The 22,102-nt window shown below is 71.0% G+C and carries 18 protein-coding genes and 1 pseudogene; 9 read left to right on the top strand and 10 right to left on the bottom strand.

What is annotated here, in order from left to right; translation table 11 throughout:
* The first annotated feature begins 2 nt into the window (after nt 1-2).
* The 4 genes from ACSP50_RS24030 (at nt 3) to ACSP50_RS24015 (ending at nt 3,157) form a co-directional block, all read left to right on the top strand.
* Complete coding sequence (locus ACSP50_RS24030; RefSeq protein ID WP_014691879.1) at nt 3-1,085, top strand: hypothetical protein; 1,083 nt, start codon at nt 3-5, stop codon at nt 1,083-1,085.
* Nucleotides 1,082-1,612, top strand: coding sequence for a SigE family RNA polymerase sigma factor (locus ACSP50_RS24025; RefSeq protein ID WP_014691878.1), 531 nt, complete (start codon nt 1,082-1,084; stop codon nt 1,610-1,612). The genes ACSP50_RS24030 and ACSP50_RS24025 overlap by 4 nt, the downstream gene beginning before the upstream one ends.
* Nucleotides 1,609-2,712, top strand: coding sequence for an acyltransferase (locus tag ACSP50_RS24020; protein ID WP_014691877.1), 1,104 nt, complete (start codon nt 1,609-1,611; stop codon nt 2,710-2,712). The genes ACSP50_RS24025 and ACSP50_RS24020 overlap by 4 nt, the downstream gene beginning before the upstream one ends.
* A gap of 112 nt (nt 2,713-2,824) precedes the next feature.
* Nucleotides 2,825-3,157: a hypothetical protein gene (locus ACSP50_RS24015; RefSeq protein ID WP_155123606.1), complete on the top strand. Its 333-nt coding sequence runs from the start codon at nt 2,825-2,827 to the stop codon at nt 3,155-3,157.
* On the opposite strand, the gene ACSP50_RS24010 is transcribed toward ACSP50_RS24015, so the two are convergent.
* Nucleotides 3,154-4,395, bottom strand: coding sequence for an Ig-like domain-containing protein (locus ACSP50_RS24010; protein WP_014691875.1), 1,242 nt, complete (start codon nt 4,393-4,395; stop codon nt 3,154-3,156). The genes ACSP50_RS24015 and ACSP50_RS24010 overlap by 4 nt on opposite strands.
* Nucleotides 4,396-4,907: 512 nt before the next feature.
* Entirely contained in the window at nt 4,908-6,431 is a 1,524-nt protein-coding gene (locus tag ACSP50_RS24005) for a M4 family metallopeptidase (protein WP_014691874.1), read from the bottom strand.
* 361 nt (nt 6,432-6,792) lie between these two features.
* Between ACSP50_RS24005 and ACSP50_RS24000 the strand changes: the two genes are divergently transcribed.
* Complete coding sequence (locus ACSP50_RS24000; protein ID WP_014691873.1) at nt 6,793-7,341, top strand: TetR/AcrR family transcriptional regulator; 549 nt, start codon at nt 6,793-6,795, stop codon at nt 7,339-7,341.
* Here the strand turns inward: ACSP50_RS24000 and ACSP50_RS23995 are convergent.
* Nucleotides 7,330-8,439, bottom strand: a complete 1,110-nt coding sequence (locus ACSP50_RS23995; protein WP_014691872.1) for an alkane 1-monooxygenase — start codon at nt 8,437-8,439, stop codon at nt 7,330-7,332. The two genes, ACSP50_RS24000 and ACSP50_RS23995, sit on opposite strands and share 12 nt — an antisense overlap.
* 210 nt (nt 8,440-8,649) lie before the next feature.
* On the opposite strand from ACSP50_RS23995, the gene ACSP50_RS23990 reads away from it, so the two are divergent.
* Nucleotides 8,650-8,997, top strand: coding sequence for a hypothetical protein (locus ACSP50_RS23990; protein ID WP_014691871.1), 348 nt, complete (start codon nt 8,650-8,652; stop codon nt 8,995-8,997).
* Complete coding sequence (locus tag ACSP50_RS23985; RefSeq protein WP_014691870.1) at nt 8,994-11,144, top strand: hypothetical protein; 2,151 nt, start codon at nt 8,994-8,996, stop codon at nt 11,142-11,144. The genes ACSP50_RS23990 and ACSP50_RS23985 overlap by 4 nt, the downstream gene beginning before the upstream one ends.
* Before the next feature lie 42 nt (nt 11,145-11,186).
* On the opposite strand, the gene infA is transcribed toward ACSP50_RS23985, so the two are convergent.
* Complete coding sequence (infA, locus tag ACSP50_RS23980) at nt 11,187-11,411, bottom strand: translation initiation factor IF-1 (protein ID WP_014691869.1); 225 nt, start codon at nt 11,409-11,411, stop codon at nt 11,187-11,189.
* On the bottom strand, nt 11,404-12,165 hold the full coding sequence (locus tag ACSP50_RS23975; RefSeq protein ID WP_231956704.1) for a GNAT family N-acetyltransferase: 762 nt from the start codon (nt 12,163-12,165) through the stop codon (nt 11,404-11,406). The genes infA and ACSP50_RS23975 overlap by 8 nt, the downstream gene beginning before the upstream one ends.
* 575 nt (nt 12,166-12,740) lie before the next feature.
* Here ACSP50_RS23975 and ACSP50_RS23965 point away from each other — a divergent pair.
* Nucleotides 12,741-13,190 (top strand): hypothetical protein, encoded by a 450-nt coding sequence (locus ACSP50_RS23965; RefSeq protein ID WP_080127992.1) that lies wholly within the window; start codon nt 12,741-12,743, stop codon nt 13,188-13,190.
* Nucleotides 13,191-13,319: 129 nt separating this feature from the next.
* Here the strand turns inward: ACSP50_RS23965 and ACSP50_RS43525 are convergent, their stop codons facing one another.
* The 5 genes and pseudogenes from ACSP50_RS43525 to ACSP50_RS23930 all read right to left on the bottom strand — a co-directional run bounded on the left by ACSP50_RS43525 (nt 13,320) and on the right by ACSP50_RS23930 (nt 21,368).
* Complete coding sequence (locus ACSP50_RS43525; protein WP_197688085.1) at nt 13,320-15,419, bottom strand: glycosyl hydrolase; 2,100 nt, start codon at nt 15,417-15,419, stop codon at nt 13,320-13,322.
* A gap of 1,510 nt (nt 15,420-16,929) precedes the next feature.
* A pseudogene (locus tag ACSP50_RS44860) lies at nt 16,930-17,076 on the bottom strand (ClpX C4-type zinc finger protein); the annotation flags it as partial.
* 105 nt (nt 17,077-17,181) lie between these two features.
* Entirely contained in the window at nt 17,182-18,549 is a 1,368-nt protein-coding gene (locus ACSP50_RS23940; protein WP_231956703.1) for a GGDEF domain-containing protein, read from the bottom strand.
* Nucleotides 18,550-18,687: 138 nt separating this feature from the next.
* Nucleotides 18,688-20,409, bottom strand: coding sequence for a peptidase M16 (locus ACSP50_RS23935; RefSeq protein ID WP_014691863.1), 1,722 nt, complete (start codon nt 20,407-20,409; stop codon nt 18,688-18,690).
* 14 nt (nt 20,410-20,423) lie between these two features.
* Nucleotides 20,424-21,368 carry a hypothetical protein gene (locus tag ACSP50_RS23930; protein WP_052311704.1) on the bottom strand — a complete coding sequence of 315 codons (945 nt, stop codon included), beginning with the start codon at nt 21,366-21,368 and terminating at the stop codon, nt 20,424-20,426.
* Between the two features lie 68 nt (nt 21,369-21,436).
* Between ACSP50_RS23930 and ACSP50_RS23925 the strand changes: the two genes are divergently transcribed.
* Nucleotides 21,437-22,087, top strand: coding sequence for a dihydrofolate reductase family protein (locus tag ACSP50_RS23925; protein ID WP_014691861.1), 651 nt, complete (start codon nt 21,437-21,439; stop codon nt 22,085-22,087).
* The last annotated feature ends 15 nt before the right edge of the window (nt 22,088-22,102 follow it).

Raw genomic sequence — 22,102 nt, 5'->3', positions numbered from 1 at the left:
GCGTGACGGAACGGATCAGGGAGTTGCTCGACGAGGCGGTCGCCGAGCTTGAGCCCGGGTATCGCGACCCGGTCGCGACGGTGGTCCGGCGCGGCCGGGCCGCCCGCCGGCGCACCATGCTGGCGGCGACCCTGGCCGTGATGCTGCTGGCCGGCGGCCTGGTCGCCGGCCGGCAGATGCTGGCCGGCCCGCTCACACCGACCGCCGCCGGAACCGCCGATTCGCGGCCCCGCCTGGTCGACGGCAAGGTGCGGGCCGGCGCGGTCGAGATTCCGGTCCCGGCAGGGTGGCGGGTGGTCACCAACGATGCTTCACAGCCCTGCGGTGACCTGACCGAGACGATCATGTTGATCGTGCGGAACAACCGCGGCTGCCAGTACGCGCCGATGGAGATCTCGGTCGCGGCCGGCCGCAATCCCGGCGGCACTGTGCTCTTCACCGCCGCCGAACCGTTCTCCTCCGGCGACCTGATCACCACGCCACGATCCGTGACGCTCGCCGGTGGCGAGCCAGGGTGGATGCCGTCGTCGCCGGAGGACGCGGAACTGGCGCCCGGCCGCGAGGGGTACCACTACTCCGCCGAGCTGCTGCTGCCCTGGTCCGACGTGTTCATCCAGTTCCGGACGGACGGCCCGACCGCCCGGCGGATTCTGGAGACGTTCCGCAGCACGCCCCGCGAGGGCGGCGCGCTGAAGGTGCCGACCAGGGTCGGCTCGGTCGACCTGACGATGCCCGATTCCTCGGGCAGACTACGGCCGGCCGGTCATGGCATCTCCTCCGACCCGAAGACCGTCAACGCGGTCCTCGGACTGCTGCGCGAACAGACCGCGGTCGTGCGCGACGGCGACGCGTGTGCCGGCACTCAGCAGTTGAGCGCCCGACTGTCGCTGATCGCACCGGGCCCGTCCCCGTCCCCGTCGCCGGACGCGATGTCGTTCCCGGTCAGCTCGCCGAAGACCACCACCGTCGTGATCGCGCTCGGCACGAAATGCCAGGAGGCGGTGTCCTCGGACGGCGGCCGGGTGCTGCTCAGCGACACCGCCCTGGCCCGGTTGCAGGGCCTGATGGGGATCGGTGCACGGTGAGCGATCGCACCGCGCCACCCGGCTTCGGCGAGTTCGTCTCCGCCCGCTACCCGGCCCTGGTCCGCTACGGCGCGCTGCTCACCGGCGACCGCGGCCATGGCGAGGACCTGACCCAGGACGCCCTGGTCAAGACCTACCGGGCGTGGCGGCGCCTGCATCCGCAGGGTGACCCGGAGGCGTACACCCGGCAGGTGATGGTCCGAGCGGCCTGGCGCTCCGGCCGCCGCCTGTGGCGCTTCGAGATCCCGGCCGAGGTGCTGCCCGACCGGCCGGCCGCCGGCGACGTGGCCGACCAGCTCGGCACCGCCGACCTGGTTCTGGCGGCGTTGCGGGAACTGCCCGCCGGGCAGCGCGTGGTACTGGTGCTGCGCTACTGGGCCAACCTGTCCGAGCAGGAGATCGCCGCCCAGCTGAACTGCTCGATCGGCACGGTCAAGAGCCGGGCCAGCCGGGCCATCACCGCCCTGCGCCGCGCCGACGGCCCCCTGGCCGGCGCGTTCGCCCTGGCCGACGGGCCGCGCCGGTGACCCCGCCGGCCCGGGTGGCCGGCCTGGACGGGGTGCGCGGCCTACTGGCGCTCTACGTGGTGATCCACCACTGCTGGCTGGTCTGTTTCCCTGGCTACCCGGCCAACACCGGCCCGTGGTGGGGCGGCTGGCTGATCCACGGCCGGCTCGCCGTGGTCGCGTTCATCGTCCTCTCCGGTTTCTCCCTGGCCCTCGCCCCGGCCGGCCGCGGGTGGCGCCTCGGTGGCCTGACCGACTTCGCCCGGCGGCGGGCCCGGCGGATCCTCCCCGCCTACTGGGCGGCGCTGCTGGTCAGTCTGGCCGTGGCAACACTGGCCGGCCCACTGCCGATGATCCATCGGGCCGACGGGCGGATCGCTGTCGTCTATGCGTTGATGTTGCAGGACTTCGTCCCCGCGCCCGCCCCGAACGGCGCGTTCTGGTCGATCGCCGTCGAGGCGGCTCTCTACCTGGCGTTCCCGCTGCTGATCCTGGTCCGCTCCCGGTTCGGCGCGCTGGCCACCCTGGGCGTGTCCTTCGTGCCGGTGCTGATCGCCGGTCCGGCCGCGACGACCGGCTTCACCTGGGAGATGGCCCCGTTGTTCACCTTGGGGCTGCTCGCCGCCGGAGTCGCCGGCCGGCCGCCGCGCCTGCCCTGGTGGAGGCTGACCGCATTCGCCGCCACTCCGGTGATCGCCCTGATCGCGTGGCGTGGACCGGTCTGGACCGAACACCACTACTTCTGGATCGACCTGTTCGCCGGGCCCGCGGTGGCGTCGCTGCTGATCGCGGTGTCGGCCCGCCCGGCCCGGCTGCTCAGCGCCCGGCCGACCCGCGGGCTGGGCCTCGCCTCGTACAGCCTCTACCTGCTCCACGTGCCGGTGGTCGCGCTGGTCAGCCACCAGCTCGGCCGCTCCTTCCCGGTGCTCGTGGCGGTCGCTGTGCCCACGGCGGTGCTGATCGCCGCCCTGTTCGCCATGGTCTTCGAGAGGGCACCCTTCCGGAGAGCGGGAAATACCGAACAGGGTGAACGAGCGGACCCTCACCACAACGCTGCACGAGGGCTGGAAACCGACTCCCGGATCATGGTCGGGCCCGGAGCAGGATCCCTGCGAGGGTGAGCGCGGCCCAGTAGTGGACGGGTGCTCATGGCCGAACCGTGCCGTTGTTCGAACCGGTTGATGCAGCGTTCGCCGATGTTGCGCTGTCCATAGGAGACGGAGTCGACAGCAGGTGAACGCGGTCTTCTCCCGGCCTGAGCCTCGGCGCGCGACGGGTCTACCGGCTGACGATCACGTACGAGGATTCCAGGAACGAAGCGTGGAATTCTGTCTCTGGATCAAGGCCGTCGGGTACAGCGCGGAGCCGGTCGAGTATTTCGACGAGGTCCAAGGTGGCTTGGAGGTGCGCTTCCCGCTTGTCGCATCGGGTGGCGTATCCGCGCCGGTTGAAGCCGCGTTCGACCTGGTCGCGCCGTTGGACGGCGTCCGGATCGAACGCGGGTCGACGCGACGCTCGAGCGTCGCGTCGACCGGGGCGTCCCCGTCGCTGTCGCCGTCGCGCTAGCGGCCGTACTTGTCGAACGAGACGGTCCAGTCGCCGAGACCGTTCCAGATCGGCAGTTCCCGCGGGCTGTTCTTGACGTCGACGATGTCGCCGACCAGGAAGTTCTCGTAGACCCACTTGGCGTCGTCGACGCTCAGGTTGATGCAGCCGTGCGAGCGGTTGGCCTGGCCGAGCTGGTGGTTCCACGGGGCGGCGTGCAGGAACTCGCCGGAGTAGGTGATCCGGGTGCAGTACTCGATGGTCTCGGCGGCGTAGTAGTACGGGTTTTTCGGGTCGGAGACGCCGTAGCTGGCCGAGCTCATGTCGTGCTTGCGCTCCTTGGAGAGCACGACGTGCGGGCCGCCGGCGGTCCAGAAGCTGATCTTCTGACCGTTGGCGCCGGTGGTGGTGCCGCCCATGCCGAGGCTGCACTTCATGCGGCGCACGACCTTGCCGTCGATGTACACCTTGGCGACGTGTGTCCGGTTGTCGACGATGGTGATCAGCTGACGGCCGATCTTGAAGTTGGCCGACGCGTTCTTCTCGCCGTAGACGCCCTTGCCGAGGTTGACCCCGAGGGCGTTGACACTGACTTTGACGGTCGAGCCGGCCGTCCAGTATTTCGCCGGCCGCCAGTGCACGGTTTTGTCGTCGGCCCAGTAGAACTTGCCCTCGACCGACGGCGAGGTCTTGATCTCGATCGCCTTCTCGGCGAGCTCCTTGTTGACCGCCTTGCTGAACGCCACGATCACCGGCTGCCCGGCGCCGTAGGTGTGCCCCGACTGCAGCGCGCTCATCGCGTTGGCCTGGAAGGTGACCCGGACCGTGGCGTGCGGCTTGATCGTGGAGAACGAGGACGACTTCTCGGTCTTGGCGCCCGTGCTGTCGGTGGCGGTCACGGCCACCTTGTACGTCTTTCCATACGCCAGGTGCTCGGTGGAGACCCAGGAGCCGTCGGGCTTGATCTCGCCGTCGACCTTCTCCTTGCCGGCGGTGACGGTGACCGCCTCCAGCTTGCCCCCGGTGACCGCGACGGTGATCGGCTTCACCGGGGAGACCCCGGTGGCCCCGGCGTCCGGCGTGACGGTGACCTGCACCGGCGCGGCGGCCGCGGCGGGCTGCTCGTTGTTGGCCACGGGCTGCGTCCAGATCGTGCCCCCGGACGTGGTCGCGTCCTTTTTCGAGGAGCAACCGGCAACCGTGGTGGCGGCCGCGGCAACACCGAGTGAACCGATGATGACCTTACGTCGCTGAATCATTGGCTCTCACAATCGAGGGGGGTCCGGCCTGCGCCATCCGTGGCCGCACAAGGATAGACGCGGCTGCGACCGGAAAAGTTGCCTGCCGGATCGATCTATTTCTGATGCGGTGGAGGGACCGGGTCATCTTGACAGATCTTGATTCGATTCGGGACCCCGCATCGAGTGATATAAACCAGACATTCCAAAGGGAGCGGGATAGTCGCCCCGCTGGCGAAACCCGGGGTGTGTCCGTCGTTACATCAGTGCCGCGGCGGGAATCCCGCAGCAGGGACCTCCGGCCCCGGCCGCCGATCGAACTGTTCCCGCCCGCTACCAATCGAGCCGATTGAGCCATCCGCTCCGGATGGTCGCGCCTGCTGGACGACGCCGGGGGCGATCGAGCAGTCCCGCAGCGAGGCCTCCAGCCGCCGGGTCGCACCGGTCCGGGAATCGGCCGGGTCCACGGCAGTGATCGTACCGCGCAAAAAGCATGAAAAGGGCGGGCCCGGAGGCCCGCCCTCAGACGATCATCAGCAGGTGGGCTCACCGGACTGGGCCGGCAGGCTCACCGCGTTCCAGGCGGCCTTGACCGCGTTGAACTGGGTGCAGCTGCCCGGGTACAGGTTCTTCGCGGCCTGCAGCGTCCACACCCGGTACTTGGCGTAGGACGAGCTGGAGGTCTTGAGCAGCATCGCGTTGTACATGATCTTGATGGCGGTCTGGATGCCCACCCCGGTCACCGACGCGCCGTTGCAGGTCGGGCTGGCCGGCTGGCCGTTCCCGGCGCTGCCCTGGGCGAGCAGGTAGAACCAGTGGTTGCCGGGACCGGCCGCGGCGTGCACCTCCTGGCTCGGGGTACTGCTGGAGTAGCAGTTGCTGTCGCCGGCCAGCGACGGGTTGTACATGTACCGGATCGGGCCGGAGCCGACCAGGTTGACCTCTTCGCCGACCTGGTAGTCGGCCGGGTCGTTGGGGTTCGCCGCGTACGCCTCGGTCGCCGCGCCGAAGGTGTCGGCCACGAACTCCTGGGTGCCGCCCTTCGACAGGCTGCCCGGGGTGTGGTCGTCGATGCCGTGACCCAGCTCGTGGCCGACGACGTCGAGCGACGCGATCCACTTGCCGGCGGTGTTCTTGCCGATCTGCACCTGGGTGCCGTCGTAGTAGGCGTTCTGGTCGTTCAGCCCGACCCGCAGCGGCCAGGCGCCGCCGGAGCCGTCCTGCCCGTTGCGCCCCAGCCACGCGGAGAGCATCGCCTTCTGCTTCTGCGCCACGTACAGCGCGTCCACACAGCCGGTCTCCTTGCTGGTGCCGACCCCGTTGCCCCACACGTTGTCGGTGCCGCTGAACACCTTGTTCGTCGAGGCGTCCTGGCAGCTCAGGTTGGTCGTCGAGGGATCCTTGAGGGAGTACGTCGACCCGGACAGCGTGGTGTTCAGCGAGACCGAGCCGTTGATCCAGCCGGTGCCGCTGCCGGTCGCCTCGGTGACGTGCTCCTCGGTGGAGAGCACCTTGCCGGTCTGCGCGTCCACGTCGACGGTCAGCCGGCTCGCTCCGGTCGCGCTGCGCCCGTTCACCGTGGTCTCCCAGGCCAGCGTCGCCGCCCGGCCGTCGGCCGTGACGACGATCAGCCGGGTCGGCTCGACACCGGACACGCTCTTGAGCAGCTGCCGGGCGGTGGTCACCGCGGAGCTCTCCGAGATTGCCGGTACGGTCGTCAGCTCACCGATCGCGTTGTTCTGCGCCACCGAGGTGTAGCGCGTCTGGCCGGCGCTGTCGGTAACGACCACCAGGTCGCCACCTTTCACCGACAGACCCTTGTACGTCCGGTCGTAGGCCGCGTAGGTCAGCCCTTGCGACCGGATCACCTGACGGCGGAGGAAGCCGTCGTGGGCGCTGGCGTGCAGCGCCGCCGGTCGGGCGGCGACCAGGGCGTCGGCCCGCGCGACCGGGTCCGCGCCGGGTGCCTTCGCCGCGGCCGGACCAGCCACCGCGACCAGGGCGGACGCCGCCGCGGTCCCGGCCGCCAGGGCGATGCCCAGGGGGATTCGTGCCATCTCACGTACTCCTTTCCCGCCCATGGGGGTAGTGGGCGGGCTAGACCCGGTCCGGCGGAGTAGCCGGTACCGGGTGTGCCGGAAGTGACGTTATCTATCTGCGTCTATTCTCGAAATAGGGAAAACCCTCGCACTCCACCGAAGTCGGGTCCCGGTGACCTCCGCGAGCGCATCTGGCGGACCTGCTGAGCGGCCGCGAGGATCACGGCGGCCGGCGGCCTGTCTCGTACGGCGTCGACCGATGCCCGGAGGCCGGTTGACGCACCGCTTCGGCCGGTCGTGGGCGGGGTGGTCTGCCGGGGTGCGACAGGATGACTGGGTGTGTGCGGGGGCTGGTCCCGGTTTGTATGCTGCTGTCCTCATGGATGCCGACCGCACGCCCCGCGAACGTCTGGTTGCCGCGGCCCGCTCGCTGGCGGCCGAGCGTGGCTGGGACAAGGTGCGGATGGCCGATGTGGCGCGGGCCGCGGGGATGAGCCGGCAGACGGTCTACAACGAGTTCGGTGATCGCGCCGGTGTGGCGCAGGCGCTCGCCGTGTGGGAGATCGAGCAGTTCACCGGCGCGGTCCGGGAGCGGCTGTTCGCGGCGGGTGCGGACGTGCGGGGCGCCGCGTACGCCGCGATCCTGCACACCCTGCGGGAGGCCGCCGGCAACCCGCTGATCCGCTCCATCCTGGACAGCTCCGCCGACGGCCTGTTCCCGTATCTGACCACCCGCTCCGACCTGGTGCTCGCGGCGGCGGCCACGGTGATCCGGGAGTGGGCCGACGCGTGCGTGCCGGGCGTGGACGCGGCGCTGGCCGCCGAGTCGATCGTGCGGCTCACCGTCAGCCACATCGTGCTGCCGGGGGAGTCGCCGGAGGCGTCGGCGGCCGCGCTGGCCGAGGTGTTCGTGCGGCTACTGCGCTGACCGGCCGGCCGCGTTGGCCAGGGTGGCGTCGCCGCGGTAGTGGTCGAGGACCCGGTGGTCCATCACCCGCCGCCACAACGGGGGGACGAGCGCCAGGAGCAGCATCGTGGCGTACCCCGCGGGAAGTTGCGGTGAGACCTCGAAGGTACGCAGCGTCTGGTAGCGCCGCTGCGGGTTGGCGTGGTGGTCGCTGTGGCGCTGCAACTGGAACAGGAAGATGTTGGTGGTGAGCCGGTCGCTGTTCCAGCTGTGCCGCGGGTCGACCTTCTCGTAGCGGCCGGTCGGGGTGCGTTGCCGCAGCAGCCCGTAGTGCTCCAGGTAGTTGACCGCCTCCAGGACGGAGAAGCCGACCACCGCCTGCAGCACCAGGAAGACCAGGATGGCGGGGCCGAAGACGGCGGTCAACGCGGCGAACAGGACGACGGTCATCAGCCACGCGTTGAGGATGTCGTTGTGCAGCCGCCACGGGCTGCGGCCGCGGAGGCGGTGCCGGCTGGTCTCCAGGTGCCAGGCGGAGCGGAGGCTGCCGAGCACGGTCCGCGGCCAGAAGCGCCAGAACGACTCGCCGAGCCGGGAGCTGGCCGGGTCTTCCGGGGTGGCGACGCGGACGTGATGACCCCGGTTGTGTTCGACGAAGAAGTGGCCGTAGCCGGTGGGCGCCAGCGCGATCTTGGAAAGCCAGCGTTCGACGGTCTCCCGCTTGTGACCGAGCTCGTGGGCGGTGTTGATGGCGATGCCGTTGACCAGGCCGGCGGTCAGCACCAGGCCGAGCCCGGGCTGCCGGGTCCAGGCGGCGCAGGTGATCACCAGTGCGGCGTACTGCGCGGGCAGGAACAGGAAGGTGATCCAGCGGTAGTACGGCGACGCCTGCAGGGCGGGCACCGCCTCCTCGGGCGGGTTGGCGCGGTCGTCGCCGACCAGCAGGTCGATGACCGGGATGACGCCGAGGATGAAGACCGGGGTGAGCCACCACGCCCACCCGGATCCGGTGGCGCGGGCGAGCAGCAGGGCGGCGAAGGGCAGGGCGGGAACCACGAGGGCGAGTGGCCACAGCGGACGTTTGACGTCACGCCACGACCCGGCTACAGCAGCGGTCATGAATAGATGTTTTACAAAATAGGCCTTCGTGTCAAGTGGCCGGTTTCCCCGACCGGCTGACACTCGGACGGGTGTCGTTGCGTGTCGGGCGCGCACATCGCCGCAGGTCACTGACGGTGACTGGCGTCTTCCCCTCTTCGTCCGGTTTTCCGCGGCCACACCCGGCGGCCAGCCTGTTCCCGGTCCTGACGGAGAACCCGAGAGAAGACGATGTCCACCTATCACCAGAGCTTCACCACTTCCGGCAACGCCCGGGTCGGCACCCAGATCGGCCATCTCAGCGGCGACCTGCACCAGGGCGCCTCGGCCGGCCTCCCCGGGGAGATCGACCGACTGCGCCTGCTGCTGGACCGTGCCCACGAGCGCGGCGACCTGGACACGGACACCCTGGCGGCCGCCGGGCAGGACCTGGAGGCGGCCCGCGCGGCGGTCGGCGAGTCCCGGCGCGGACGTGCCGTGGTCGCGCTGCGCCGGCTGAACGGTCTGGTCGGCGACGTGGCCGGACTGGCCGCCCCGGTGGCCGCGATCCTGGCCGCGGTCAACGGGAGTGGCGCGTGACCGACTGGGACGAGGACGTGGCGCAGACCTTCGTCAACCAGGACAACGCCTATGTGGACACCCAGATCGGGGTGCTGCACGGCGATGCCCACTTCTACCACGTGACCGGTGACGCCGGCCCGGAGGAGCAGTTCCGGGTGGCGGTCAACTACCTCGACGCCGGGCTGGCCGGGGAGGCCCGCCGCCGGATCCGGGAAGCGGTGATGACCGGCGGGCTGAGCTCGGCCGAGGTCGCCTACCGGTGGGCGCTCGCCGTGCTCAGCGGCCGCCGGCTGACCGACCTGTCGGACGAGGATCTGGCCGCGCTGGAACACGCGTTCGCGATGGCCGGCCAGTATCCCAGCGGGCGCTGGTGGCGGTCGGTCGCGGTGATCCAGGGCTTCGTCGACGCCCTGCTGGCGCTCGGGCCGGACGGCCAGCCCAACCCGGTGGCGTGCGCCGAGGCGCTGCGCGGGCACGCCGCCCTGCCGCCCGAGGACCGGCTGGAGATCGAGAGTCATCTCGGCCAGTTCCTCGCGCACATCCTGCGCGACGACGCCGACCAGCGCACCGACGAGCGGGTCCGGGCGGCGCGGCTGGCCGGGGACCGCCGGGACCGGGTGCCCAAGTTCTTCGAGCCGGACCCGGCGCCGCCGGTGCGCAAGGTGCCGCTGCAGACCCCGCCGGGCAGCGCCTGGCGGCCGGTCGCCGGCGGCGCCGCGATCGCCGCGCTGGCCCTCTGGACGTTGCTCGCCGAGCTGGGCGAGGTGAGCATCCTGGCCACGCTGGCGGTGACCGCGCTGCTCGGCGCGGGCGGCTGGTTCGCCGGCCGGCAGCTGCTCGAACGGGCCTACCTGGCCAGCCGGCGGGCGGCCAAGGAGGCCGAACTGACCCGCGGGGAGCGCGCCCCGATCGAACGACCGGGCAACCAGGCGCCCCAGGAGGGTTTCGCGGACGCGGTCAGCGGCCTGATCGATGCCGCGTTCGCCCGGCGGCAGCCCGCCGATCACAGCCGGGACGCTTTCTGGCAGCAGACCTGGGGATTGCGGGCCGCGCTCTACGGCGACCTGGTCGACCTGTACGCACACGCCGGGGTGCCGGCGGCCACACTCGCCTGGCTGGTCAACTTCCACGCCGGGGAGATCGCCCGGCGCTGGCGGGCCGGTGGCCTCGACGAATTCCGCCGGGACCGGCCGGCCGCCCCGCTGGCCTCCCCGGAGTTCGCCGGTGGGCTGGCGGCGCTCGGCGGGGCCGCGGTGATCGCCGTGCTGACCCTGCTGAACAGCCACTTCTTCGGCATCGTGGTGACCGCCGGCCTGCTGTACCTGGCCACCCGGGTGGGCCGCGGCGGCGCCATGGTGCTGTACGGCGAGCGGCGGCGGATCACCCTGGACACCGCCGAGTACGCCCAGCGCTTCGACGCCGAGACCGCCGCACACCAGCGCCGGGTCGCCCACCTCGCCGACCGGCCCACCGACGTGGAGATGGGCCGGTGGCTGGCCCTCGACCTCGCCTACTTCACCCGGGCGGTCCTGCTGGACTCCCGGCTCACCGGCCGCGACGTGGTCACCCAACTGGTGCTCACCGAGGCGGCCGCGGGCAGCGTGCGGGCCCGGATCCTGGGTGGACCGTTCCGGCATTCGGCGTACACGGTGCTGCTGTTCCTGCTCACCGAGGGCGGGGTGCGCCGGGTGCAGGCGCGGCTGGAATTCGCGTCCGGGAAGTTCGTCGGCGAGCGGCGGGACAACTTCCGGTACGAGGCGATCGTCTCCGCCCACGTCCGCGAGGTCGGGGTCCGCTTCGACGACGGCCGGCCCCGGGTGCTGACCGACGACGAGTCGTATGCGTTGGCCCGCACCGACAAGGTGGTCCGCCGGGAGGCCCTGCTGCTGAACCTGATCGACGGGCAGAAGATCCCGGTGCTGGTGGACCACTTCGACCCGGCGACGGTCGACACCGGCCGCGAAGATCCGGACCAGCTGGCCCGGCTCGCCAAGGACAGCTCCGGCGTCTCCAGCGCGGTCCACGTCCTGGAGGCGATCGCCGTCGAGGGCCGGGAGTGGATCTCGCTGGAGCGCACCCGGATGTACCGGCGACTACCCCGGCGCCGTACGGTGCCGGGCCAGCCGCAGGGCCGGGAACTGCACGCCCCACCGGTCAGGTGGTGACCGGCGCCCGCCCGCCGCGGGGCGGGCGGGCGCCGGACGCGGTCAGTTCCGGTAGCGGTAGAGAATCCGGCCCCTGGTCAGGTCATACGGGCTGATCTCGACCAGCACCCGGTCGTACGGAAGGATCTTGATGTAGTTCTTCCTGATCTTTCCGCTGATGTGGGCGAGCACCACGTGCCCGTTCGGCAGCTCCACCCGGAAGGTGGCGTTGCGCAGGCACTCGACCACCAGGCCCTCCTGCTGGATGCCGCGGCTCGCGTCAGGCATGCCGCCCCCTCAACGCCGCCCGCGGCTCGCTGCCGGTGAGTGGCCCCCTCAGGACCAGCTCGAGGTTGCTGCCGGCCCGGCGGCCGCCGAACCCGTCGAACAGCGCGACCGCAGCGGTGTTGGCCGAGTTGACCTCAGCCGATGCCGTGGCGACGCCGCATCGGTGCGCGTCGGCGAGCACCTCGGCCAGCATCGCCCGCCCGATCCCCCGGCCGCGGTGCGAGGAACGGACCGCGATCAGGCCGATGTGCGGGCGCCGGGGCATCGGGCCGAGACGGGTCAGCCCCACACTCTCGCCGTCCATGGACGCGACCAGGTAGCGGGCCGGTTCCAGCGGCCGGGTCAGCACCTCGGCCGGCATGTTCTGCCACCCGATGCCCGCCTCGACCTCGGCCCTTACCACGGCGTACAACCGCTGCAAGGAGGTTGCCTCGGCGGGCCCGACGGTCACTCCCGGCGGCGGCGTCACCCGACCGCCACTGGTGGGTACGACATATTCCCACTCCCGCCGGCGCGGGCCGAAACCGAACCGTTCCCAGGCGGTGAGCAGCTCGAGATCGGCCTCGTCCACCACCGTGTAGAGCGGCCGCGGCAGCTCCGCGAGCATCGTCTCGGCCAGCCGCCGGAACACGCCCGCCTGCCAGGCGTCGACGCTGACGAACGCGCGCCCGTCGGGCCGTCGCGACACCTGGCCCCGGCCGGCCACCTCATCGTCGACGAGAGCGTGCCAATGCCGCTCCGACACCCGGATCACGTCAGAAGTATTTGTTTCCATGGCATGCCGCCTTTCCTGGAGTGCCAGACGTGGGCGCTCCGGGGCGGCTGCCTAGATCAGCCCTGAGCCGTGCGGACGAGGGGGAGCACCCACATCGAAGTAACGTTCACGGGGTCTCACCTCCTCAGGTCGTTCCACGGCTGCCCGGGACGTTATCGGTTGCGGTGCCACGCTGTCCATCCATTAATCCGCCGCCGACATCTGCCGCTCGGCCCGGCTCCGGCACCCCGCCCCGGCGCGGGAGGATGGCGACCATGGAGTCGCACCACGACCACGGCCACGGGCACCACCACACCCCGGAGCCCGCCTGGCCCGCCCCCGCCGAGTGGTCCGCGCCCAGCCCCGCCTCCGCGCCCGACTGGCCCTCGCCGTCCCCTTCGACCGATTGCCCCGCGGCGGACGTGTCTGCGTCGCCCGCGTCGACCGATTCCCCCGCGGCGGACCGGTCTGCGTCGCCCGCGTCGGCCGATTCCCCCGCGGCGGACCGGTCTGCGCCGCCTGCGTCGGCCGAATCTTCCGCGGCGGACGGATCCGCTCCGGGCCCGATGGAATGGGTGATCGCACCGCCCTTCACCGACCCGGCCACGCCGCTGACCGACACCGGCTCGCCGGCCTGGAACAACCAGCCGGCCCCGGCCCCGTGGCCGGAATACACCCCCGCCCCATGGTCGGATGACGCCCCCGCCGGCGGTGCCGCTCCCGCCACCTCCGGGCACCACGCTGTGCCCGCCGAATGGCGAAACACCGGCACCGTCACCCCCGCGGCCGGAACTCGCCGCGCGACCCTCGCCCTCCTGCTGGCCGCCGCCGCCGTGCCCTTGTCCCTCTGCGCCTTCGGCCTCCCGGCGGGGGCCGCCATCCTCCTCGGCGCCCTGCACCTGCGCCACACCACCAGCGGCGCCCCGGGCCGCCGCCGCGCCATCACCGCCATCTGCCTGAGCGCGGTGCTGCTCCTCCCGTCGATCGTCCTGAGTATCGGGTTCTGGTCCGCCACCTCTGCGTGACCCCGGCGCCCACCGGGACGCGCTGGTCGACGGTGACGGCGTCGGTGGTGGCGGCGGAGGCGTAGGTCTGTCCGGCCAGAGGGTCGGCCGCGGCCGGCCCCCTGGCGAGGTCCCGCTCGATCTCGGGAACTATCGACCCATGCCGGCGCCGAGGCTGTTGAGGGCCTTCTGGACCATGGCCTGGGCATTGGCGTTCAGGTCGGCGTTGGTGCCGTTCACGATCCAGGACGAACCGGAGAAGATCGCCACGGTTACGCCGTTGTCGACGCCGCCGCTGGTGCCGCTGCTGGGGATGCCGAGCAGCGAGGCCGCCTTCACCGACGCCTCGCCGAGCTCGCGGGAGTCGTTGTCCGAGGTGGTCTGGTCGTTCGCGGTCTGCGTGTCACCGAAGATGGCGCCGATGACCTTGCCTTGGTAGAAGGCCAGCGCGAACTGCCGCCCGGAGATGCCGTGCTCTTCGTAGAAGAAGTGCGGGCAGGGCGAGACGCGGTCCCAGCAGTCGTCACCCAGGACGTAGAACGGCACGTGGTGAGCGCCCAGGGACTGACCGTTGCTGTCCCGGAAGGTGGTCTCGCCCTGGTGGTCGGGGTCGGGATCGGGGTCGCTGCCGTCCGTGTCGATGGCCATGCCGGAGGTGTAGGCGTACACGCCCGACGCCACCTGGTAGACGTTGACGTTCCGGGCCCGCGTCATGGTGTTGATGTGCGGCTTGGAGTTGACCTGCCTGGCAGCCGTCATGTTCCTCTGGATGCCGGACAGTACCTGGGCCGGGGTGTACGGGCCCGGCCCGGTGGGTGGCGTCGTCGGACCGGTCGTCGGGCCGGTGGTGGGTCCGCTTCCTCCTCCCGACAGGGTCCATTTCTGCCAGGCGTTGGTGTTGACGTCCCAGATTTGCAGCTGGGTGCCGTTGGTCGTGCTACCCGCCGGGACGTCCAGGGCCCGGCCCGAAGCCGCGCTGATGATGTGGCCGTCCGGCCGCACGGTCCACTTCTGGTTGGTCTGCCGGTTACAGTCCCAGAGCTGGATTTTCGTTCCGTTGGCCGTATATTGCCCTGTCACGTCCAGACACTTGCCGAGAGCACGAATCGTGCCGTCGGTACCCACCGTCCACGACTGCGCGGGACCACCGTTGCAATCGTTGATCTGCACGGCCGTCCCATTGGTCGTGCTTGCCCCGGCCACCTCCACGCATTTGCCGCTGCTGGACTTGATGGAGCCCGTGCCGCCGGTGGGTGGCGGGCTTGTCGGTGGAGTGGTGCCGCCATCCGTGGCGATGGTGAAATCACCCTGGTTGAGCACACGAGCGTTGCTGAAGGTCGACCGGATGGTCGAGTTGCACCCGCACTGGGCGATGTATTCCGACCAGATCATGAAATAGGTCCAGTTCGGCTGACTCGCCAGCGTTGCCGCGCTCGGCGTGTTGCCCAGCTCCGCCAAGGCGATCGGTTTAACACCATGCGCGATGTTCACTATCGCCGAGTACCAGGCCGAAGTGGGGAAGTTGTTGTTCCACGGGTCGAGCGTGACCACGTCGACGTAATTGTCACCCGGGTAGTAGGCTGCTGCCCCGCTCGCGCTGCCGGTGTCCTTGACGTTCCACACCCAGGCGATGTTCGTCAGCCCCTTGGACAAGAAGTAGTCGTGCGTGAGCTGGTACAGCTTCGCGCTACCACCGGACCCGGAACGGCCACCCCACCAGGCCCAGCCGTCGTTCATCTCATGCAGGGGACGGAACAACACGGGCACGCCGGCGTCCTTCAATTGCTGGAAAAACGGAACCAGCTGGTCCATCTTCGCCTTGTACGCGTTGTTCAACGACGAACCGTCGGTAAGAAGCGACGACCACTCGGCATCGCTCAGCTCGCTGCCCACAATAGGATTATCGCCAGTGTCGAACTCACAGGTGGCGACATCGGGACGGCACTGGTGCCAGGTCAGCGCAACGAGTGAACCCGCGGACCACTGCGCCTTGGCCTGGTTGATCATCTTCTGCCGGTTCGGGATGTCGCCGGCGGAAAACCCCAGCTCACTGCCCCACAGGCCCGGCGTTTTCCCGGTGATGGACTGCATCTCGGCCGTGTACTCCGTCGGATTATTCAACCCCTTGTTGTGCACCCCGCTGACAATCTTGCCGCCGGTGATCGATGTGAGGAAGGCGACCACATTGGCCGGGCTGGTCGCGGCGAAGGCGGACGCGTTGGATGCGGGGGCCATGAGACCGGCGGCCACGGCCACACCCAGGACACCGAGTCCGGCGACGATCGATCTCCGGGAAGAATTTCTTCGTGTCATCTGAAACCTCTCACACGACGAATCGGGGATAATTCAGCGCTGCAGTGACAGCCTTGGTGATGGCTGCCTCCATTGAGCGCGGTGCGCTGTGAGGGACAGTTGGAATCACATTCGTATGTGTCGGAAACGACGCCGCTGGTACCGGAGCCTCGCAGCACTTCCAGTGCCGAAATTGCACATGCTCGACGCATTTTGCCGGCGAATGTCACTGACCCGTGCACAGCGTGGAAACGGGGATGGCGGGCACGGAATCAGTCCACGTCCGCACATTCGACGGCCGGCCCGGCGGCGCCTGGCTGGTGCAATAGGCCAGCGCTCAACCGCGAATATTCGCGCGCGCATCCAAGTGCGGTTCTACTTCGGTGACGGCGCCGACGTGCATACCGTCACCCCGGCCGTGCCCGGAGAAGCTGAAGAACCTGCTCAAGGTGCCGTTCGGCTCGGCCCGCACCTCGGCGCGATCAGGGCCCGGGCTGCCGGCATGTGCCGTGCCTGTTCGGCCGAGGACCGGCAGCGGCCGGTAGGCCGGCTACCACGTGAACGGAGATGCCCATCGCAGGGCCATGGAGGGGACACAGCGCTCCTCGAGGGGGTTGGGTGGCGCGGTGTTTCACAGGTCGAAGGGAGAGCACCACGCCGCCGAGGGAGTGGTGACACCATATATTAATTAAGTTGACTTATCAATGCCGGTAGATGTGTCAGAGTGAAGTTAAAAATTGAAGCTCTTCAGGTGTCCACACCAGCCGTTGGTCGTACCTGGCCGCCGCGCTACCCGGCGATCAACTCAGCTACGTCCTCGCGGCAGCCCGCTCACACCGGGCGCCGACCGGTCCCGGCGTCCAGCGGGCGGGTGGGTCCGGTCATAGGCGCGGTCGGCGTCCAGCCATTCGGCGTCGTTCCACGGCACGGGCATGGCGCCAACGGGCTCGAAGCTCAACCGTGGATCGTCCGACTGCACCGGGCAGATGATCCTGCGTCAGCCGCCGCTCGACGGCTCGGATTGGGCGCTCCGTCGCGGGCCGGGGCGCTGAAGTTCAGGCCCGTGGCCGGCGGGTCGGGGCGGCCGCGCTCGACCGGTTCGGGCGTCTCGTGCCGACCGGTGGAAGCCCTCGGCCGGCAGGAACGTGCGGACAGCAAGCCCCGGTGGGTGTACGAAGTCGCCCCCCGACGACGTGCCTACCCGTTCCCGATTGTCCGAGGTCGATCACTGTTCGCCGGAGAATCGCTCCCAGGCGGACTGCCGGGTGATGCCCAGGGCGGCGCCTATCCGCGCCCAGGTGACTTTCCGGTTGCGCAGGATCGTGACCAGCCGCTGGATGCTCGCCTCGGACTGGGCGCCGACCGCCACGATGCGGGGAAGCAGGTCGAGGATTTCCGCGTCGGTCATCCCGTTCTCCCGAGCGGCCATGCGGGCAGCCGATGCGAGCGGGTCGTCGTCGCCGGACCCGAGAATGTCGTTGCACAGGTCGACGCAGATGTTGCAGATGTACACGCCCGGCCCGGCGATGATCTTCTCGACTTCGGAGCTCGGCTGGGCGCAGAAGGAGCAGCGCAGCTCGACGCTCACCGGGTCCGCAGCGGTGTCGCCCGACATGTGGTCTCCCGACGGTAGAGGAATGTCAGGCTAATCCTGACAACCCCGCCGTGTCCAGGGGTGACCGCGCCCGCCGAGCCGAGTTGCCGGTCAGTTACCCCAGGGTCACGCCGCCAGGGTAGTGGCCAGCACCCAGCGCCCGCGGCCCTGGCGTTTCGCCTCGTACATGGCGGCGTCGGCGGCGCGCAGCGCGTCCCGCTCGTGGGCCTGCTCGCCGGCGCCGTAGGCGGCGATGCCGATACTGGCGCCGACGTCCAGCTGGCTGCCCTGGAACGGGATGGGCCGGGCCACGTCGGCGACCACCCGCTCGGCGAGCCGGATGGCGTCCGGCGCCGGCAGGTCGGGGCAGAACAGCACGAACTCGTCGCCGCCGAGGCGGACCACCAGGTCGGTGCCGCGGACGGCGGCGGACAGGCGGTTGGCGACGGTGGTCAGCACCAGGTCGCCGGCCTCGTGGCCGTAGCGGTCGTTGACCTGCTTGAAGCCGTCCAGGTCCAGGTAGAGCACGGCGACACCGGTGGGGCGGCCGCGGTCCATCTCGTCAGTGAGCATGGCGCGGTTCGCCAGGCCGGTGAGCGGGTCGTGGTGCGCCTGGTGGGAGAGCTGCGCCTGGGCCCGCTCCTGCTCGCGCACGGCCAGGGTGAACCGGGTCAGCACGAAGATCGTGCTGGCGGCGGTGGCGAGCAGGGTGGCCACCGCGTTCTTGGCCAGGCCGTCCTGGACGGCGGTGAGGACGGGGGCGGTCAGGAACGCGACGCCGAGGAACAGGACGCGGGACGGGTGCAGCACCCGGACCTGGGCGCTGGAGCGGGTCAGCTCGTCGCGCTTCGGGTGCAGGCAGGCGGCGGTCAGCAGGGCGTTGCCCAGCATGATCAGGCTGCCGGCGCGGGCCACCAGCCCGTCCGACAGGAAATGGAACCCGATGTTGGTGATGAGATCGATCGACAGGTAGAGGGCGACCGCGCCGAACAGCAGGCGGGTCGGCGCCTGGCGCGTGCCCGGGGACAGGGCGATGAACAGCAGCGCGGCGAGCACCACGACGTCGGCGACCGGGTAGAGCGCCGGGATGATCGACGCCCCCGTGGAGTAGCCCTGCCGCAGCGACGGCTCGATCAGGAACTGCCAGCTGACCAGGGCGGCCGCCGCGGTCAGGGTGAGCGCGTCGAGGACCGCGCCGCGCAGCCGGCCGGGGGCCCGGCGGCGGGCCATCAGTACCAGCGCCACGGTGAGCACCGCGTACCCGCCGAGCCAGCAGACGTCGGACAGGCCGACCGGCGGGACCTTCGCCAGGTAGTAGTAGGCCAGCTCGGTCGCGTCGCCGGCGAACCAGAGGGTCTGCGTGACGGCGACCAGCAGCCACGGCCGGCGCTGCGGCCCGGCCGGCACCCGGCGCATCGCCAGCCAGGCGGCACTGGTCAGCGCGCCGTACAGGAGGACGTAGAAGACGTTCCCGAAGGTGGAGTTGTAGGTCACCGCTGCGAGCGCGACGGCAACCGTGGTGCCCCCGAGAAATCCCCAAACCCTGCGTGCTGCCATGTCGTGGGTAATCGGCAGGGGCGCCGCCGTGCTGTGCAGAACGCGGCATGACGCGGGCCACACCGGCCCGGGAGGTCAGTGTCGGTAGAGGCGCAGCAGTCCGCGGGCGGCCCAGACGGCGCGGGCGCCCACCATGGCCACCACGATCAGCACCGCGGGGAGGTTGTCCAGCGGATGCGAGCCGGACGGGGCCCGCACCTGCGCCGGGTCGAGGGCGCCGGTGGCGAACCCGGCGATCACGCCGACGCAGAGGACCAGGTTGACCAGGTAGCCGCGCCAGGTCCAGCGGGACGGCGGCGGGCCGGTGAAGGCGCCGGCCGGCGGCGCCGGCGCGGTGATCGTGGGCAGCCGCAGCTGAGGCTGCGGCACGGCCGCCGGGTCGCGGACGGCCATCGCGGCCCGCAGCCCGGCCGGGACACGACCGTCGAGAGTCGGGATCGCGGCGGCGAGGCGGTGGAACATCGTCGGTTCCAGGTGGACCGTGACGCCGTCGTCGCCGATCAGCCGGCGGGCGCCGTCCGGCCAGGCCAGCACGGCGGCGCAGGCGTCGAACCGCACGGTAGCGGCGGTCTCGCCCAGTACCATGCTGGCGCCTTCGGCGCCGATGATCACGCGGGTCCGGGCCGGGTCGGCGAGCGACGGGAAGACGTCGCCGTCGATCGGGGCGGTGGAGGCGACCGGGGCCGGAGTCCAGCCGGGCGGTCCGGTGTCCGGGCGGCCCGGCTTCTGCAGCAGACCGGCCGCGAACGCCGCGCGCGCCACCCGGGTCACGTCCGCCCGGGTGACCGCACGGGTCTCCGACAGCAGCTCGTTCGGCTCGGCCGGCGGACGCCCCAGCAACAGGTCGATCGCCTGCGACCGCGCCCCGGCGCCCTGCCCGGCGGCCTGCGTCAGCCCGTCGGCGCACAGGGTGACGACCGTGGCGAGCTCCGCCTCGTCGATGTCGCCGTGCCGCAGCCGGTCCAGCACGCCGAGCAGGCCGGCCAGCACGGCGTCCTGCTTCTCCGGGAGGCCGTCGGCGAGCGCGGTGATCAGCGCGGTGCCGTCGGCGCGCGGCGCGTAGCCGGCCGTCGCGGTGTAGGACAGCCCGCCGTCCACGCGTAGCGTGCGATGCAGCGCGCGGGCCAGCAGCTGGGTGAAGACGACGGCGGCGGTCTCGCGCGGCACCACGGCGTCCCACACGATTACGCCGTCCGGCCCGGGGAAATACCCGGGAGTGGCCGGCAGGGTCGGTGTGGCCGGCGCCGGCCGGCGGTCCCCGGCGGGCAGGTCGACGCCCAGATCGGCGGGCAGGTGCGGGCCGCTCACCCACAGCGCCGCATTGCCGCGTACAAAATAGTCGTTCGTCCAGATTTTAAGATCTTCGGCCTGAAGGCCGTCCAGACCGAACCGGGGGTACGCCGTGAGCCCATAGCCGTGGGCGCCGTGCCGCCAGATCGGCATCGCGGCGGCCGCCCCGTCGTGGCGGGCGGCGTACTCGGCGTGCACCAGGTCCCGCGCCACCGCCAGCCGGTCGGCCGGCAGCTCGCGCAGTGCGGCGCAGACCCCGGCCAGGAAGGCGCGGACCTGCTCGGCGGACCCCTCGGTGTGGAACTCGGTGAGGTCCGGCGCGGTCGCATCATCCTGATCTGCATCGGTCACAGCGTGCCGGACCAGGTGCTCGATCAGCCGGGTGACGCCGCGCCGGGCGAGCGGCTCGTCGACCTCCCCGACCCGGAAGATCAGGCCGGCCCGCAGCGGACCGGCCGACGCGACGAACACGCCGGGCACGCCGCCGGTCTCGAACTGGATGCTCATGCGACTTCTCCCGGCTATCTCGTGACGTAGCGGCGGACGACGCCGACCGCCGGCGCGGCCGCGACCAGCAGCAGGTCGGCGATCCCGGGCAGCCCGCCGGAGAGGCCGAAGGCACGCATCCGGGCCTGTCGGAACGCGGCCGTGACCTCGGCCGACTGGGTCGACCAGGGATACTCCGACGCGTACGGGCCGAGCATGGTGAACATCCGCCGCGCGTTCGCCCGGTCGCCGACCTTGCTGAACGCCAGCGCGAACGAGTTGACCACCTGGACCCAGCCGACGGTGCGGGCGAACGCGGGGTGGCACACCGAACGCCCGGCGGCCTCCTCGATGTCCGCCCGCAGCCCCCGGAAGTCGGCCTTCTCCAGGTAGTAGTCGACGAGCAGGACCGCGTTGTGGGCGCCCTCGGGGGCGGCGCGCATGGCGGCGCGGACGAACGCCTCGGCCTCCGGCCAGGAGCCGCTCCACTTGGGGCACAGCTGCTGCAACAGCTGCGACTGGGCCGGCAGGTGGTGCGGATCGAAAGCGGACAGGCACGCGTACCGGTAGCGGGCGTGGTCCAGCCCCATCTCCAGGCCGCGGACGGTGAGCAGGCTCGCCGTCCACAGCGCGAGGTCGTGCGGCGTGCGGGTCAGCGCGGCGTGCAGCACGCGCTCCGCCTCCGCCAGGTACCGGTGGAACACCCGGAACTGGCGGGCCGTCACGGTCCGGGCCCGGCCGCCGCCGCGGACGTTCCAGCCCTGCTCGATCAGCTGGAAGGCGCGAACCGCCGACGCGGTCGGATCCGCCGGGTCCGCCGGCACCGGCTGTTTCGCCTGGGCCGCGTAGAGGCGCAGGAGCCGGGTGCGCGCCTGCGGGTCGGCGGCGTCGGCGGCCCGGAAATCGCTGTCGCGGAGCAGGGCCCGGGCCTCCGGATAGGGCGCGGAGGGGGAGAGGCGGACGGCGAGGCTGTCGAGCACGAGCGCAGAGCATAGGTGATCACCGCGGAGGGTGTCAGTCCCGGTCGGCCGGCCCATAGAGTGGGGCGATGTCAAAGGTGAGGGTGCACAATCTCGCGGTTTCGCTGGACGGTTTCGCCACCGGTGAGGGGCAGACCCTGGAGGCGCCGTTCGGGCATGCCGGTGGGCGGCTCATGCAGTGGTTCTTCCCGACCCGCGCGTTCCAGTCGATGAACGGGCAGGACGGCGGCAGCGAGGGCGTCGACAACGCGTTCGCGGCCGCGTGGGGGCCGGGGATCGGCGCCGAGATCATGGGCCGCAACAAGTTCGGGCCGCAACGCGGCGCCTGGGAGAACGAGGAGTGGCAGGGCTGGTGGGGCGACAACCCGCCGTTCCACACCCCGGTCTTCGTGCTCACCCACCACCCGCGGCCGACGCTCAAGCTGGAGGGCGGCAACGTCTTCCACTTCGTGGACGCGTCGCCGGCCGAGGTGCTCGCGCAGGCCCGGGAGGCGGCCGGTGGCCTGGACGTCCGCATCGGCGGCGGGCCGACCACGGTCCGTCAGTTCCTGGAGGCCGACCTGATCGACCATCTGCACGTCGCCCTGGTGCCGATCATCCTCGGCCGGGGAGTACGCCTGTGGGACGGCCTGGAGAGCCTGGAGGACCGGTTCACCGTCGAGTCCGTTGCCTCCCCGAGCGGCGTCACCCACCTGACCTTCACCCGGCGCCCGGCGTAGCCGTGGGCCGGCGGC

Origin of the sequence: Actinoplanes sp. SE50/110, from assembly GCF_900119315.1 — a bacterium.
Taxonomy (GTDB): Bacteria; Actinomycetota; Actinomycetes; order Mycobacteriales; family Micromonosporaceae; genus Actinoplanes.
The sequence above is the reverse complement of the archived record's forward strand: the minus strand, read 5'-3'. Positions and strand labels throughout refer to the sequence as shown.